15 protein-coding genes and 1 tRNA gene are annotated in these 13,581 nt (G+C 75.1%); 8 read left to right on the top strand and 8 right to left on the bottom strand.

Translation table 11 applies throughout. The annotated features are described in order from the left end of the window. Positions 1–68: 68 nt before the first annotated feature. Positions 69–150, top strand: a tRNA-Leu gene (locus CCE02nite_RS06065). A 224-nt stretch (positions 151–374) separates the two neighbouring features. Here the strand turns inward: CCE02nite_RS06065 and trxA are convergent. Continuing rightward, positions 375–758 carry a thioredoxin gene (gene trxA, locus CCE02nite_RS06060; RefSeq protein WP_141388748.1) on the bottom strand — a complete coding sequence of 128 codons (384 nt, stop codon included), beginning with the start codon at positions 756–758 and terminating at the stop codon, positions 375–377. 129 nt (positions 759–887) lie between these two features. On the opposite strand from trxA, the gene CCE02nite_RS06055 reads away from it, so the two are divergent. From CCE02nite_RS06055 to CCE02nite_RS06040, 5 genes are all read left to right on the top strand, one after another. Then, entirely contained in the window at positions 888–2,336 is a 1,449-nt protein-coding gene (locus tag CCE02nite_RS06055) for an MFS transporter (RefSeq protein WP_141388747.1), read from the top strand. Continuing rightward, positions 2,305–3,915 carry a pyridoxal phosphate-dependent decarboxylase family protein gene (locus CCE02nite_RS06050; RefSeq protein ID WP_308463684.1) on the top strand — a complete coding sequence of 537 codons (1,611 nt, stop codon included), beginning with the start codon at positions 2,305–2,307 and terminating at the stop codon, positions 3,913–3,915. Before CCE02nite_RS06055 ends, CCE02nite_RS06050 begins: the two co-directional genes overlap by 32 nt. A 41-nt stretch (positions 3,916–3,956) precedes the next feature. After that, the gene (locus CCE02nite_RS06045; protein WP_141388746.1) at positions 3,957–4,526 is read left to right on the top strand and encodes an NUDIX hydrolase family protein; all 570 of its coding nucleotides are present in this window, start codon (positions 3,957–3,959) and stop codon (positions 4,524–4,526) included. A gap of 43 nt (positions 4,527–4,569) precedes the next feature. Next, positions 4,570–4,707 (top strand): hypothetical protein, encoded by a 138-nt coding sequence (locus CCE02nite_RS20415; protein ID WP_170227232.1) that lies wholly within the window; start codon positions 4,570–4,572, stop codon positions 4,705–4,707. A 184-nt stretch (positions 4,708–4,891) separates the two neighbouring features. Beyond that, entirely contained in the window at positions 4,892–5,434 is a 543-nt protein-coding gene (locus CCE02nite_RS06040; protein WP_141388745.1) for a flavodoxin family protein, read from the top strand. Positions 5,435–5,484: 50 nt separating this feature from the next. Here the strand turns inward: CCE02nite_RS06040 and CCE02nite_RS06035 are convergent, their stop codons facing one another. Next, positions 5,485–7,119 carry an ABC-F family ATP-binding cassette domain-containing protein gene (locus CCE02nite_RS06035; RefSeq protein ID WP_141388744.1) on the bottom strand — a complete coding sequence of 545 codons (1,635 nt, stop codon included), beginning with the start codon at positions 7,117–7,119 and terminating at the stop codon, positions 5,485–5,487. A gap of 119 nt (positions 7,120–7,238) precedes the next feature. Between CCE02nite_RS06035 and CCE02nite_RS06030 the strand changes: the two genes are divergently transcribed. After that, a complete protein-coding gene (locus CCE02nite_RS06030; protein WP_141388743.1) occupies positions 7,239–7,688 on the top strand; it encodes a DUF3054 domain-containing protein in 450 nt (149 codons plus the stop codon). Here CCE02nite_RS06030 and rdgB read toward each other — a convergent pair. The 6 genes from rdgB to clpS all read right to left on the bottom strand — a co-directional run bounded on the left by rdgB (position 7,677) and on the right by clpS (position 11,909). Then, positions 7,677–8,363 (bottom strand): RdgB/HAM1 family non-canonical purine NTP pyrophosphatase, encoded by a 687-nt coding sequence (gene rdgB, locus CCE02nite_RS06025; protein ID WP_141388742.1) that lies wholly within the window; start codon positions 8,361–8,363, stop codon positions 7,677–7,679. The two genes, CCE02nite_RS06030 and rdgB, sit on opposite strands and share 12 nt — an antisense overlap. Continuing rightward, positions 8,360–9,118 carry a ribonuclease PH gene (rph, locus tag CCE02nite_RS06020; protein ID WP_141388741.1) on the bottom strand — a complete coding sequence of 253 codons (759 nt, stop codon included), beginning with the start codon at positions 9,116–9,118 and terminating at the stop codon, positions 8,360–8,362. Before rph ends, rdgB begins: the two co-directional genes overlap by 4 nt. 92 nt (positions 9,119–9,210) lie before the next feature. Next, complete coding sequence (locus CCE02nite_RS06015; RefSeq protein ID WP_141388740.1) at positions 9,211–10,041, bottom strand: MBL fold metallo-hydrolase; 831 nt, start codon at positions 10,039–10,041, stop codon at positions 9,211–9,213. Continuing rightward, complete coding sequence (murI, locus tag CCE02nite_RS06010; RefSeq protein WP_141388739.1) at positions 10,041–10,844, bottom strand: glutamate racemase; 804 nt, start codon at positions 10,842–10,844, stop codon at positions 10,041–10,043. The genes CCE02nite_RS06015 and murI overlap by 1 nt, the downstream gene beginning before the upstream one ends. A 112-nt stretch (positions 10,845–10,956) precedes the next feature. Next, a complete protein-coding gene (locus tag CCE02nite_RS06005; protein WP_141388738.1) occupies positions 10,957–11,625 on the bottom strand; it encodes a DUF2017 family protein in 669 nt (222 codons plus the stop codon). Next, positions 11,622–11,909 (bottom strand): ATP-dependent Clp protease adapter ClpS, encoded by a 288-nt coding sequence (clpS, locus tag CCE02nite_RS06000; RefSeq protein WP_141388801.1) that lies wholly within the window; start codon positions 11,907–11,909, stop codon positions 11,622–11,624. The genes CCE02nite_RS06005 and clpS overlap by 4 nt, the downstream gene beginning before the upstream one ends. 113 nt (positions 11,910–12,022) lie before the next feature. Between clpS and CCE02nite_RS05995 the strand changes: the two genes are divergently transcribed. Next, complete coding sequence (locus CCE02nite_RS05995) at positions 12,023–13,441, top strand: nicotinate phosphoribosyltransferase (RefSeq protein ID WP_141388737.1); 1,419 nt, start codon at positions 12,023–12,025, stop codon at positions 13,439–13,441. Positions 13,442–13,581: the final 140 nt, after the last annotated feature.

The raw sequence follows: 13,581 nt of genomic DNA, 5'->3' as shown, positions 1-13,581 counted from the left end.
GAGCGCTGCGTCCCCGGACGCATCGCCCGACCAGGGACGCAGCGCTCGCGCCGTAGACTGACCTCCGCGCGCGAGTGGCGTAACTGGCAGCCGCGCCAGGTTTAGGTCCTGGTGTCCTCGGACGTGCGGGTTCGAGTCCCGCCTCGCGCACCGTCCACTCTCCGGGAGCTTTCACCCGGCCAACAACTGGACGCTCGTCCAGTTGGACGGCTAGCCTCAGTTCAGAGCCGGTGCCCGCACCATTGCCCCCTGCCGGTGCGGGCACCGGCTTCTTCCGTCGAGGCGCATCCTGCGCGCGCACGACGGCCTCTGACCGAGACGCGAACGGCCCGGCACCTCGAGGTGCCGGGCCGTTCGTGTGCGCGGAGTCCGGGTCAGGCGTCCTGCGCCGGGGACCCGTCGTTCGCCGCGGCGATCTGGCGACGGACGTCCTCCATGTCGAGGCCCTTGACGGCGTCCACGACCTGCTTGAGCGCGGGAGCGGGGAGCGCGCCGGGCTGGGAGAAGACGAGGATGCCCTCGCGGAAGGCCATGAGCGTCGGGATCGACGTGATGTTCGCGGCCGCGGCGAGGCCGCGCTCGGCCTCGGTGTCGATCTTGCCGTGCACCACGTCCGGGTTCTCCTCCGACGACGCCTCGAACACGGGGGCGAACATCTTGCACGGTCCGCACCAGTCGGCCCAGAAGTCGACGAGGACGATGTCGTTCTCTGTGATCGTCTGCTCGAAGGTGGACTCGGTGAGCGTCTGCGTGGCCATGGATGATCCTCCTGGGACGGTGGGGTGTCTGCCTCGTAGAGCAACGATCCTCCCCCACGTATTCCCCTCGCCCCTGTGCGGCACGTGCCCCGGCCCGCCGCTCGCCCGACCAGCCTCTACGCTGCCCCTGTGACGAACGCCACCACCTCCCCTCGGCTCTCGCGCGCCACGATCGCCGGCTACGCCGCCGGCTCCGTCGGCACCGGGGGCTTCGGCACCCTGCCCGGCCTCGTGCTGCTCGTGTACCTGACCGACGCGCTCGCGGTCCCCGCCGCGGCCGCGGGTCTCATCGTGACCGGGGCGAAGGTCTGGGACGTCGTCATCGACCCGTTCATCGGGTACGGCTCCGACCGCGACCTCGCCCGCACCGGCTCGCGCCGACGCTTCATGACGATCGGCGCCCTCACGCTGCCCGTCTTCTTCGCGCTGACCTTCGCCGTCCCCGCCGCGGCGGGACCGACCGCCGCGGCGATCTGGGTGCTCGTCGCGTTCCTCCTCGCCGCGACGTCGTTCTCCCTCTTCCAGGTCCCCTACATCGCCCTGCCGGCCGAGCTCGACCCCACCTACGACGGCCGCACGCGGCTGCTCGCGTGGCGCGTCGCGGCGCTCGCGTTCGCCATCCTGCTGTTCGGCGCCGGCGGGCCCGCGCTGCGCGGGGGCGGCGACTCGACCTCGGGCTACCTCGTCATGGGCGTCGTGTCCGGCGTGGTCATCGGCGCGGGCATGCTCGTCGCCACGCGCGTCGCCCCCCGGACCAGCCGCTGGGGCACCACGGGTGACTCGGCGCCGGTCGGGGGCACGACGCCGCTCGCTCCCGCCGCCTCGACGTCCGCCGCGCGCGCGTGGACCCTCGCGGTCCGCGAGGCGTTCGACGCGCTGCGCCGCTCACGGCCGTTCCGCACGCTGCTCGCCGCGTTCTTCCTCCAGGCGGTCGCCACCGGCCTCATGCTCGCGGGCGCGGCGTACGTCGCCCGCTACGTGCTGCACGACGAGGCCGCGGTGAGCTACCTCTTCGCCGCACTCATCGCCCCCGCCCTGCTCTGCATGCCCCTGTGGACCCGGCTCGCGCGCCGCGACGGGAAGGAGCGCGGCTTCGTCGTGGCCACCGTGCTCTTCGCCGTCGCCGCGCTCGGGATGATCCCGCTCCTGTGGTCCCCCGGCGCCTGGGTGTACGTGCCGACGGCGCTCGCCGGGATCGCCTACGCCGGCATGCAGGCGCTCCCCCTCGCGATGCTCCCGGACGTCATCGCCCACGACGCGCGCACGCACGGCGAGGGCCGCGGCGGGGCGTTCAGCGGCGTCTGGACGGCGGGCGAGACCACCGGCATGGCGCTCGGCGCCGCCGTGCTCTCGCTCGTCCTCGGGGTCACGGGCTACGTGTCGACGCGCGCCGGCGAGACCGTCGCGCAGCCGGACGTCGCCGTCGACGGCATCGCCCTGGCGTTCTCGGTCGTTCCCGCGGTCCTCGTGCTGGTGAGCCTCGTACCGCTCGTACGGTACGGTCTGCGCAAGGGGGACATCGACAACACAGCACCGGAGCTGCCGCGTGACCACCCCACCGACCGAGCCCGCGACTGACCCGTCCTCGGAGCGCCCCGGCGGGGCGCCGACGGGCGACGTCCACCTGCGCACGGACGGGATCCTCGACCGGTTGGCCGTGCTTCGCGCCGCCGACGCCCCCACGCACGGGGGCCGCGTCCTGTCCTACGTCTACGACCCGGGCCTCGCCGAGCTCGACGAGCTCGCCGCCGCGGCCGCACGAGCCGTCCAGCCCGTCAACGGCCTCGACCCGACGACGTTCACGTCGGTCGCCGTCATGGAGTCCGAGCTCGTCGCCTTCGCCCGGGCCATGCTCCGCGGTGCCGCCACGGGGCCGGACGCGGTCGTGGGCTCGGTGACCTCCGGCGGCACCGAGAGCTGCCTGCTCGCGGTGAAGATCGCCCGCGACGCCGCGCGCGCGGCCCGGCCCGAGGTGCGCCCGCGCGTCGTCGCGCCGGTGAGCGTGCACGCGGCGTTCCGCAAGGCCGCGCAGTACCTCGACGTCGACCTCACGCTCGTGCCGGTCGACCCCGCGACCGGGACCCTCACGGCCGCCGACCTCGTCGCGGAGCTCGACGACGACGTCGCGCTCGTCGTCGTGTCCGCGCCGTCGTACCCGCACGGCGTCGTCGACCCGGTCGCCGAGGTCGCCGCCGCGGCCGCCGCGCGCGGCGTCGCGGTGCACGTGGACGCGTGCGTCGGTGGGTGGGTCCTGCCGTTCTGGGAGGGCGCGGGCGGTGAGCAGGTGCCGGCCTTCGACTTCTCCGTGCCCGGCGTGACGAGCATCTCCGCCGACGTGCACAAATACGGCTACGCGCCCAAGGGCACGTCGGTCCTGCTCGTCCGGGGCCGCGACCGCCAGCGCCGCCAGTTCTTCGCGACGACGGGCTGGCCGGGCTACCCGGTGGTCAACCCGACGACGTCGGGCTCGCGCTCGGCCGCCCCGCTCGCCGCCGCCTGGGCGGTCAGCCAGGCGCTCGGCGTCCCCGGCTACACGGCCCTCACCGCGCGCTGCGTGCGCGCGACCCGCGCCCTGCACGAGGCGATCGACGGGATCGACGGCCTGCGCGTCGTCGGCCACCCGACCGGCCCCCTCGTCGCGGTAGCCTGCGACGAGTCCGTCCCGGCCACGCGGCAGGTCGACCCGCACCAGTGGGCCGACGCCGTCCGGTCGCTCGGGTGGGTCCTCCAGCCCCAGCCGGGGCTCGCGCAGGACGACGGCACGCACCTGCCGCACACGACCCACCTCACCGTCACCCCCGTGACGGAGGCCGGCCTCGACGACCTCGTGGCGGCGCTGGTCCAGGGCGCCGACGCCGTGCGCGGCGAGCCGCGCCCGGACGTGAGCGCCGTCCTCGGCGCCCTCGCCGGGGCCTTCACCGCGTCGCCGGGCGACGCCCCGGCGGAGCCCACCGCCGACGCCGTCTGGGAGGCGCTGCTCGCGGCGCTCGCCGCGGACGGCGGCGAGCCCCGTGGGACGGCTCGGTCCGTCCTGCCCGACCGGCTCGCGCCGCTCATGGCGGTCATGGAGGTGCTGCCCCCCGCGGTGGCCGAGCGAGCGCTCGTCGAGATCGTCGCCCGGGTCTCCGAGCCACCCGCCGGCCCCGGCACGCCGTGAGCGAACTCGCCCCGTCGCACCGCACGGGGTAGAACAGTCGCGTGACCGACACCGCCGACTTCACGCCCGACGACTTCTCCCACGAGAACCCGCACCCCGCGGGCTGGCTCAGCCCGGAGGAGATCGCGGTGGCGCGCGCGCAGCTCCCGCTCGTCTACGTCGACGCCGTCCCGGTGCGCGTCGACGACTCCGGCGACGTGGTCGCGGTCGGGCTCCTGCTGCGCGTCACGCCCGAGGGCATGATGACGCGCGCCCTCGTCTCCGGCCGCGTGATGTTCCACGAGCGCATCCGTGACGCCCTGCTGCGGCACATCGAGAAGGACCTCGGCCCGGTCGCGCTCCCCCAGGTCCCCGCGTCGCCGCAGCCGTTCACGGTCGCCGAGTACTTCCCGACGCCCGGCATCACCTCCTACCACGACCCCCGTCAGCACGCGGTGTCCCTCGCGTACGTCGTCCCGGTGACGGGCGACTGCCGCCCGCAGCAGAACGCGCTCGAGCTCGCGTGGCTCACGCCCGAGCAGGCGTGCAGCGACGAGGTGCAGCTCGAGATGCGCGGCGGCCAGGGGGTGCTGCTGCGCCAGGCGATGGCGTACGTGGGCCGCCTGCCGTGACCGGCGCGCCGCACGCCCCGGCACCGGGACCGTCGACGGCACGGTGCTCCGCGGCCTCGCCGAGCTGAGCCCCGCCGGCCAGGTCTCGAACCTGCTCCTGCACCTGCTCGCGCCCGTGCTCATGGTCGCCGCATGGCTCCTCGTCGGGCCGCGCCCCCGGGTCGACGCCGCGACGGTGTAGCGGTCGGTCGCCGGTCCCCCCGCGTGGACCGCGCACACCTTCGTCCGAGGCGCCGTCGTCGACGCCGGGACCAACGGCCTCCGACCTCCGTCCGCTCGGCCCTGGGTCCGGCGTCCCCCCTGCCCAGACGCTGGAGGGAGGGGACCCGTCCGCTCCGGGCGGGCGGACGACGAAGGGGCGCACCATGGATGCCGCAGTGGTCTACGAGTCGATGTACGGGAACAGCGAGCGGGTCGCGCAGGCCGTCGCCGAAGGGCTGAGCGAGACGGTCCGCGTCATGGTGGTCGACGTGACCGACCCGGCGGCGAGCCCCGACACGCTCCGGCACATGGGTCTCGTGGTCGCGGGCGGCCCCACCCACGCGTTCGGCATGACCCGGCCCGCGACCCGCGCCGAGGCGGTGCAGCGCGCGAGCGGCGACGTGTCCGACCGCGCGACGGGCCTGCGCGAGTGGGTCGAGTCCGTGCCGCGCCAGGAGGAGACGCGCCTCGCCGCGACGTTCGACACCCGCGTCACCAAGGTCAAGCCGCTGCCCGGCTCCGCCGCCCGCGGGGCGGCCAAGGTGCTGCGCCGCGCGGGCTTCCGCATGGTCGCTCCCCCCGCGTCGTTCTACGTCGGCGACGTCGAGGGCCCGCTCGACGACGGCGAGCTGGACCGCGCGCGGGCATGGGGCCGCGCGCTGGGCACGCTCCTCGTCCCGGCGGGCAGCCCGGTGGAGGGCCGCTGAGGGAGCGGCTCGCGGGGTCGGCGCGAACCCCCGGACGGGTCAGCCCGGGGTCAGCCCGCGAGCTCGAGCCGCGGCCAGTCCTCGAGGTCCTCGCGCATGCGCCGGTCGTGCGTCGCGACGACCACGGCCGCGGGCGTGACCCGCAACGCCTGCGTGAGCTCGTCCACGAGGTCGATCGAGAGGTGGTTGGTCGGCTCGTCGAGGATCAGCACGTGCGGCGCGGCCAGGAGCGCCCGGGCGAGGTCGAACCGCCGCCGCTGCCCCGCGGACAGCTCGTGCAGCGGCCGATCCAGGTCCTCCTCGGTGAGCAGGCCGAGGAAGGCGACCGGTACGAGGTGGTCCGGGTCCAGCCGGTTCGCGTCGAGGAGCTCGAGGGCCTCGCGTGCGTACTCGTCGAACCCGGTGCGGTGCTCCGCCTCCGGGGGCAGCACCGGGCCCTCCTGCGCGACGACGCCGAGCCGTGCGCCGTCGACCACGGACCGCGTGCCGCGGTCGAGGGGAACCAGGCCCGCGAGCGCAGCGAGGAACGTCGACTTCCCGCTCCCGTTCGGCCCGGTCACCAGGAGCCGCCCGCTGGGCGGGAGCGCGACCCGGGTCCCGGGCAGGTCGAGGCGCGCGCCGCGGTCGGGCCCGACGCGCGGGCTGCGCAGCTCGAGCACCGGGTCGCCCGGGTCCCAGCCGGGCGACATCGCGGGGAGCTCCGGGAAGACGAGCTGGAGCGGCGGCACGGGGACCTCGACGGCCTCGGCCTCGAGCTGCTGGAGGCGCCGGTCCGCGGCCTTGACGTGGATGCGGGCGCGCGTCGCGCGGCGGTGCTTCTGGCTGCCCTTGGGCGGGCGCCACTCGTCGGACAGGCCCTCGTACGACGCGTCGAGCACGGCGGCGAGCTTCTCCGCGCGCTTCTGCTCCGCGCGGAAGCGCTGGCGCCAGCGGTGCAGCGCCTGGTTCTTGGCGAACCGGTAGGACAGGTAGCCCGGCTGCCCGTAGAGCACCGGCTTCCCGTCCATGGCGGGGTCGAGGTCGAGGATCTCGGTCGCGACGTCGTCGAGGAGCTGGCGGTCGTGCGTGACCATGACCACTCCCCCGCGCCACGCGACGAGCTCGCCCGTGAGGAAGTCGATCCCGCCGGTGTCGAGGTGGTTGGTGGGCTCGTCGAGGAGCAGCAGGTCGGCGCGCTCCGCGAGCCGGCACGCGAGGCGCACGCGATAGCGCTCGCCGACCGACAGGGTCGCGAGCTCGCGGTCCCGGTCGCGGCACGCGCCGAGGCGGGACAGCGCGACGTCGACACGGCGGTCGGCGTCCCACACGGCGAGGTGCTCGGCCCGCGCGAGGATCTCCGTGAGCTCGGCGAGGTCCCCGGCCTCGTGGTCGAAGTCGCGCGCCGCCGCCTCCAGCTCAGCGGCCACCGCGCGCAGCCCGCTGAGCGTCGCCGCGACGAGCGTGCCGACGGTCTGGCCTGGCTCGATCGCGAGCTCCTGCTCGACGAGCGCGAGCGAGCCCGCGCGACGCACCTCCCCGCGGCTCGCGACGAGGCCCCCCGACAGCACGTGCAGGAGGGTCGACTTCCCCGTGCCGTTCTCCCCGACGACGCCCAGCCGTGTCCCCCCGGCGACGCGCAGGCTCACGCCGTCGAGGACGGGACGTCCGGGGTAGGCGAAGGCGAGGTCGTCGGCGGCGAGATGCACGGGGACCACCCTAGGTGCCGGGACGGCGCGGCGAGATCGAGCCGTGCGTCGCGAGACCGGCCGGCCGGAGGTCGGTCCGACCGCACGGGGCGGTCTGCCCGGCGAGGTACGGTCGTCGCATGACCGACCCCGCGCCTGCCGGAGCGCCCCCGCGCCGCCCCGGGCTCGTCCTGCTCGCCGCGCTCGCCGACGTCGCGTGCGTCCTCGCGCTCGCGAGCGGCGGCCTCGCGACGCACTCCGCCGACGAGGGCACGGCCCGGCTGCTCGTCGTCGCCTGGCCGTTCGTGGCCGGCACCGCGCTCGGATGGCTGATCACGCGCGCGTGGCGCCGACCGTGGCGCCTGTGGCCGACGGGCGTCGTGGTGTGGGGCTGCACGTGGGCGCTCGGCGTCCTCCTGCGGGTGCTCACCGGCCAGGGCGTCGCCCCGGCGTTCCAGCTCGTGTCCTTCGGGTTCCTGGCGGTCACGATGCTGGGCTGGCGCGGCGTGGTCGCGCTCGTCGGCGTGCTCCGGCCGGGTGACCGGCGGCGCCGGGCGCGCGACCTCGCCGGGGGCCCGCTACCGCGCTGACAGGGCGGCGACGACGTCCGGGGCGAGCGCGCGGAACGCCTTGCCGCGGTGGCTGATCGCGTTCTTCTCCGCCGGGCTCAGCTCGGCCGCGGACCGCGCGGTGCCGCCGCCGGGCTGCTCGTCCGGCAGCAGGATCGGGTCGTACCCGAAGCCGTTCTCCCCACGCGGCGCCGTGAGCAGCGTCCCGCGCATCTCGCCCGTCCGCACCACCTCGGTGCCGTCCGGTGTGACGAGCGCCGCCGCGCACACGAAGCCCGCTGCGCGGTGCTCCGCGCGCACGTCCCCGAGCTGGCCGAGCAGGAGCTCGAGGTTCGCCTCGTCGTCGCCGTGGCGCCCGGCCCAGCGCGCCGAGAAGATCCCGGGGGCGCCGCCCAGCACGTCGACGGCGAGACCCGAGTCGTCGGCGACCGCCGGCAGTCCCGTGGCTGCGACGAGCGCGCGCGCCTTGATGAGCGCGTTCTCCGCGAACGTCACGCCGTCCTCGACGGGCTCGGACGCACCGACGTCGCCCGCGCCGACGATCGCCTCCGGCGCCAGCTCGAGGATCGGGTGAGCGTCGAGCTCGGCCGCGAGGATGGCGCGCAGCTCGGCGATCTTGCCCGGGTTGTGCGTCGCGAGGACCAGGCGCGCACCCTCGGGCACGACGACGCCCGTCGCCTCGGGCGCGCCGCTCACCGCGCGTCCGTCGCGAGCGCCGCGCGCTGGATCGCGGTGAGGTCGGCGGTGCCCGCGACAGCGAGGTCGAGCAGCGCGTCGAGCTCCGCGCGGTCGAACGGGGCGTGCTCGGCCGTGCCCTGCACCTCGACGAAGGTGCCCGAGCCCGTGACGACGACGTTCATGTCCGTCTCGGCGCGCACGTCCTCGACGTACGGGAGGTCGAGCATGGGCGTGCCGTCGATGATCCCGACGCTCACGGCGGCGACGGAGTCCGTCAGGACCGGCTTGCCGCCCTTGATGTGGCCGTGGCGCTGGCCCCACGCGACCGCGTCGGCGAGCGCGACGTAGGCGCCCGTGATCGCAGCGGTGCGCGTGCCGCCGTCGGCCTGGAGGACGTCGCAGTCCAGCACGATCGTGTTCTCGCCGAGCGCCGAGACGTCGATGATCGCGCGCAGTGACCGCCCGATGAGGCGCGAGATCTCGTGCGTGCGCCCGCCGATCTTGCCCTTGACCGACTCGCGCTGGCTGCGCTCGTTGGTCGCGCGCGGCAGCATCGCGTACTCGGCGGTGACCCAGCCCTCGCCCGACCCCTTGCGCCAGCGCGGCACGCCCTCCGTGAACGACGCCGCGCACAGCACGCGCGTGCGGCCGAACTCGACGAGCACGCTCCCCTCGGCCTGGTCGAGCCAGTGGCGGGTGATGGTCACGGGACGGAGCTGGTCGGGCGTGCGGCCGTCGGCGCGCACGACCGCGGAAGAGGCAGGGGTGGTCATGCGGCCACCTTACCGACCAGCCGCCACCCGCTGAGTGCAGGAAATAGTCGCGCCGATCGGCCTGCGGCGCGACTATTTCATGCACTCAGCTGCTAGAGGTCGAAGACTCCGCCGGTCGTCGCCACGTCGACGTGGCCCGCGTACGACTCGCGGGCCTCCGCGCGCGAGCGCTCGGGGTCGTTCCACGCGGGGAGGTGCGTCAGCACCAGGCGGTGCGCGCCGGCCGCCGCCGCGACCTCCCCCGCGCGGCGGCCCGTGAGGTGGATGCCGCGCTCGACGCCGTCGTCGCGGCCCTCGTGGAACGCGGCCTCCGAGAGCAGCAGGTCGGCGTCGCGCGCGAGCTCGACGACGCCGTCGCACGCGTCCGTGTCGCCCGTGTACGCGAGCACGGCCTGCTCGCCCGGCCGCAGCGACGACGGGCCGGTGACCCGCACCCCGTACGCCTCGACCGGGTGGAAGACGCGGTACGGCTCCAGCGTGAGCGGCCCGACCCGCACGGGCACGCCCGGCTCCCAGACCCGCACGTCGAGCTCCTCGCTCATCCCGTCGCCCGGCTCGGCTCCGTACGCCGCCTCGATGCGCCCAGCCGTCCCCGTCGGACCGAGCACCGTCAGCCGGCTCGGCACCCCGGTCCGGGTCGAGCCGCGCTCGGGGTGGTAGCGCAGGTAGACGTACAGCCCGCAGACGTCGACGAAGTGGTCGGGGTGCAGGTGCGACAGCGCGACGGCATCGAGGTCGAGCGGGTCCACGAACCGCTGGAGCGCACCGAGCGCCCCGTTGCCCAGGTCGAGCACGACGTTCCAGTCGCGCGCCTCGAACCCCGCGGCCGCGGCCTCGGCGGCCGGGACCTGGACGAGGTACGACGACGCGGGCGACTCGGGCCCCGCGAACGACCCCGAGCACCCGATCGTGACGAGGCGCATCAGGCGGCCTCCACGCTGAGCACCTCGGGGCCGAGGAAGCGGCGCGCCAGGTGCTCGAACGGCTCCGCGCTCCCCGTCGCGAGGAAGCGGTGCTGCGGCGTCCCCGCGTCGCGCGAGCGCTCGAGGTCGTGCGCGACGAGCGTGCGGTACACGTCCTTGGCGGTCTCCTCCGCGCTCGACACGAGCGTGACCTCCTCGCCCATGACGTAGGAGATGGCGCCCGTCAGGAGCGGGTAGTGCGTGCACCCGAGCACGAGCGTGTCGACACCCGCCGCCTTGACCGGGTCGAGGTAGCGGTGCGCGACCTCCAGCACCTCGGGCCCCGAGGTCACGCCCTGCTCGACGAGGGGCACGAAGTCCGGGCACGCCCGGGTCGTCAGGTGTAGGCCCGGCGTGACGGCGAACGCGTCCTCGTAGGACCGCGACGTGATGGTGGCGCGCGTCCCGATGACCCCGATCCGCCCCGAGCGGGTCGCCGCGACCGCGCGCCGCGCCGCCGGGAGGATCACCTCGACGACCGGCAGGCCGTGGCGCTGCGTGTACCGTTCGCGCGCGTCGCGCAGGACCGCGGAGGAGGCCGAGTTGCACGCGATGACGAGCATCTTCACGCCGTCGTCGACGAGCTGGTCCATGATCGCCAGCGCCATCGCCCGGACCGCCGCGAGCGGCTTGGGCCCGTAGGGGCCGTTCGCGGTGTCCCCGATGTAGAGGAGGGACTCGTTCGGGAGCTGGTCCAGGATCGAGCGCGCGACGGTCAGGCCGCCCACGCCCGAGTCGAAGATCCCGATGGGAGCGTCGTTCACCCGCCCGAGCCTACTGGCGCGCCCGCACGCGGGGCGCACCGAACCGCGGCTCCCGCCTGTGGCAGCGCCCACAGGATGGCCGCCCCTCGGGCCCGCCCCTCAAGGCCGGGGCTCAGGACCCTCCTCCGCGCCCCGCCCTGAGGTCGGCGAGCATGCCGTCCACGAGCGACTCCTGGAGCAGGCCCGTCAGCAGGAACACGCTCACGAGGAAGCGGCGCGGCGCGCCGCTCACCTCGCCGTCGTCCGGGCCGTCGTCGCCCTCGCGGTCCAGCTCGTCGTACAGACCCTCGACCTGCTCGTCGGTCCGCAGCCCGAGGCGCTCGGCGAGCACGAGGCGCACGTCCGTCAGCGCCCCCGCGACGTCCTCGGCCTCCTCGCGGGCGACCACGAACGGGGCCACCTCGGACGGCTCCGAGTCGACGAGCATGCGCGCCAGCAGGACCAGCCGCCCGACCTTGCGCGCGGCCAGGTCGTCCTGCGTGAACCGCCGGAACTCGGCCGCCACGTCGACATCGTCCGACGCGTCCGGGAGCAGACGCCGCACCGCCGGGTCCGGCGGCGGGGTCGCGTCCCTCGCGTGCCCACCCGGGGCCGGGCCCGTCCAGCCGGGAGGCGACCACGCGTCGTCGGGCACGGACGACCCGGGCTCCCCCGGCGCCCGTCCCGGCACGCCCTCCTGGAGCATCTGCGCGACGTCCCCCGCGAGCTGGGCCAGCACGATCCGCTCCGACGGCTCGAGCTCCGCGACGTACCCGTGCGCCTCGGCGCGGAACGGCCTCACTGCTCGCCGTCCTTCTGGAGCGTCGCCCACAGCCCGAACGAGTGCATCGCCTGCACGTCCACCTCCATGCGCTCGCGGTCGCCCGTCGACACGACGGCGCGACCCTCCTGGTGCACCTGCAGCATGAGCTCGTGGGCGCGCTCCGCGGCGTACCCGAAGTAGGACTCGAACACGTACGAGACGTAGCTCATGAGGTTGACCGGGTCGTTCCACACGAGGGTGACCCACGGGCTGTCAGGGAGGACGGTCTCGTCGACCCGGGTCGCCTCCTCGGGCACGGTCACGGACGCCCGCGCACCGACGGCGCGGGTGAAGATCGGGTGGGGGCTCACGCCACCACTGTATTCGTGGGCCTGTCGACGCCCACGTCGCCGACGGCTGCCCTACGGTATTCCGCATGAGCCTCGACGACCCGGGCAGCGTCGCCCTCTCCCCCACCGACAGCGCTGCCTCGCCGCAGCTCGGCACGCAGCGGCCGCCCTACCAGCCGGCCGCCTCGACCGCACTCCTCACCGACCGGTACGAGCTGACGATGCTCCAGGCCGCGCTCGCGGACGGCACCGCCGACCGTCACTGCCTGTTCGAGGTCTTCACACGTCGGCTGCCCGCGGGCAGGCGGTACGGGGTCCTCGCGGGGACCGGGCGTGTCCTCGAGGCGCTGTCGTCGTTCCGCTTCTCGGCGACCGAGCTCGACTGGCTGCACGCGCAGTCCGTCGTCGACGACCGCACGCTCGAGTTCCTCGCCGGCTACCGGTTCACCGGGACGATCACCGGGTACGCCGAGGGCGAGGTCTTCTTCCCGCAGTCGCCCGTCATGACCGTCGAGGGGAGCTTCGCCGAGGCGGTCCTCCTCGAGACCCTCGTGCTGTCGATCCTCAACTACGACTCCGCCGTCGCGTCCGCCGCCTCGCGCATGACGAGCGCCGCCGTCGAGCGCCCGTGCCTCGAGATGGGTGCGCGGCGCGCGCACGAGCAGGCCGCCGTCGCCGCGGCCCGCGCCGCCGTGGTCGGCGGGTTCGCCGGGACGTCCAACCTCGAGGCGGGCCGCCGCTACGGGCTGACGACCATCGGTACCGCCGCGCACGCCTTCACGCTCCTGCACGACGACGAGGAGTCGGCCTTCGCGTCGCAGGTGGCCTCGCTCGGGCCCGAGACCACGCTCCTCGTCGACACCTACGACGTCCGCAAGGGCGTCCAGAACGCGGTCCGCGCCGCCGGCGGGCGCCTCGGCGCCGTCCGTCTCGACTCGGGCGACCTCGGCGTCCTCGCCGTCGAGGTGCGCCGCCAGCTCGACTCCCTCGGCGCGCACGACACGAAGATCACGGTGACGTCCGACCTCGACGAGTACGCCATCGCCTCGCTCGCCGCCGCCCCGGTCGACTCCTACGGCGTCGGCACGTCGCTCGTCACCGGCTCCGGCGCGCCCACGTGCGGCATGGTCTACAAGCTCGTCGCCCGCGCCGACTCCTCCGGCGTGCTCCAGCCCGTCGCGAAGGCGTCCACGGCCAAGACCAGCACCGGCGGGCGCAAGGTCGCCGCGCGCCGGTACGACGTCGACGGGCGCGCAGTCGAGGAGGTGGTCGTCACCGGCGCCGACCTCGCCGTCCAGGAGTGGGAGCCCGACGACGGCGACCTGCGCCCGCTCCAGGTCCCGCTCGTCGTCGACGGCGCGGTCGACTCGCGCTGGGTCGGGTCGTACGGCGTCCAGAACGCCGCGCACCGCCACCGCGAGGCCCGCGCGGAGCTGCCCCGCGGCGCCCGCCGCCTCTCCGCCGGCGACCCCGCGATCCCCACGGTCGTGCACACGGTCTCCTGACCCAAGGTGCCGGGCCGCCCGACAGGTGACGCGACGACGCGGCGCGACGACGCGCCTGACGGCGAGGACCGGCGATGTCGGTCGGCTCAACCCCTTCCGGTGGCCACCATGCTTCGCTAGCATCATCGCTGGCCGATTCG

Source organism: Cellulosimicrobium cellulans, from assembly GCF_006539945.1.
Taxonomy (GTDB): Bacteria; Actinomycetota; Actinomycetes; order Actinomycetales; family Cellulomonadaceae; genus Cellulosimicrobium; species Cellulosimicrobium cellulans.
Note: the sequence above shows the minus strand (reverse complement) of the source record. Positions and strands in the feature narration are given on the sequence as shown.

What these genes read in the sequence shown, in the direction of transcription:
- trxA (WP_141388748.1), bottom strand. Translation starts at nt 758, where the DNA reads ATGGCCACGCAGACGCTCACCGAGTCCACCTTCGAGCAGACGATCACA.
- CCE02nite_RS06040 (WP_141388745.1), top strand. Translation starts at nt 4,892, where the DNA reads ATGGATGCCGCAGTGGTCTACGAGTCGATGTACGGGAACAGCGAGCGG.
- CCE02nite_RS06030 (WP_141388743.1), top strand. Translation starts at nt 7,239, where the DNA reads ATGACCGACCCCGCGCCTGCCGGAGCGCCCCCGCGCCGCCCCGGGCTC.
- rph (WP_141388741.1), bottom strand. Translation starts at nt 9,118, where the DNA reads ATGACCACCCCTGCCTCTTCCGCGGTCGTGCGCGCCGACGGCCGCACG.
- CCE02nite_RS06015 (WP_141388740.1), bottom strand. Translation starts at nt 10,041, where the DNA reads ATGCGCCTCGTCACGATCGGGTGCTCGGGGTCGTTCGCGGGGCCCGAG.
- CCE02nite_RS05995 (WP_141388737.1), top strand. Translation starts at nt 12,023, where the DNA reads ATGAGCCTCGACGACCCGGGCAGCGTCGCCCTCTCCCCCACCGACAGC.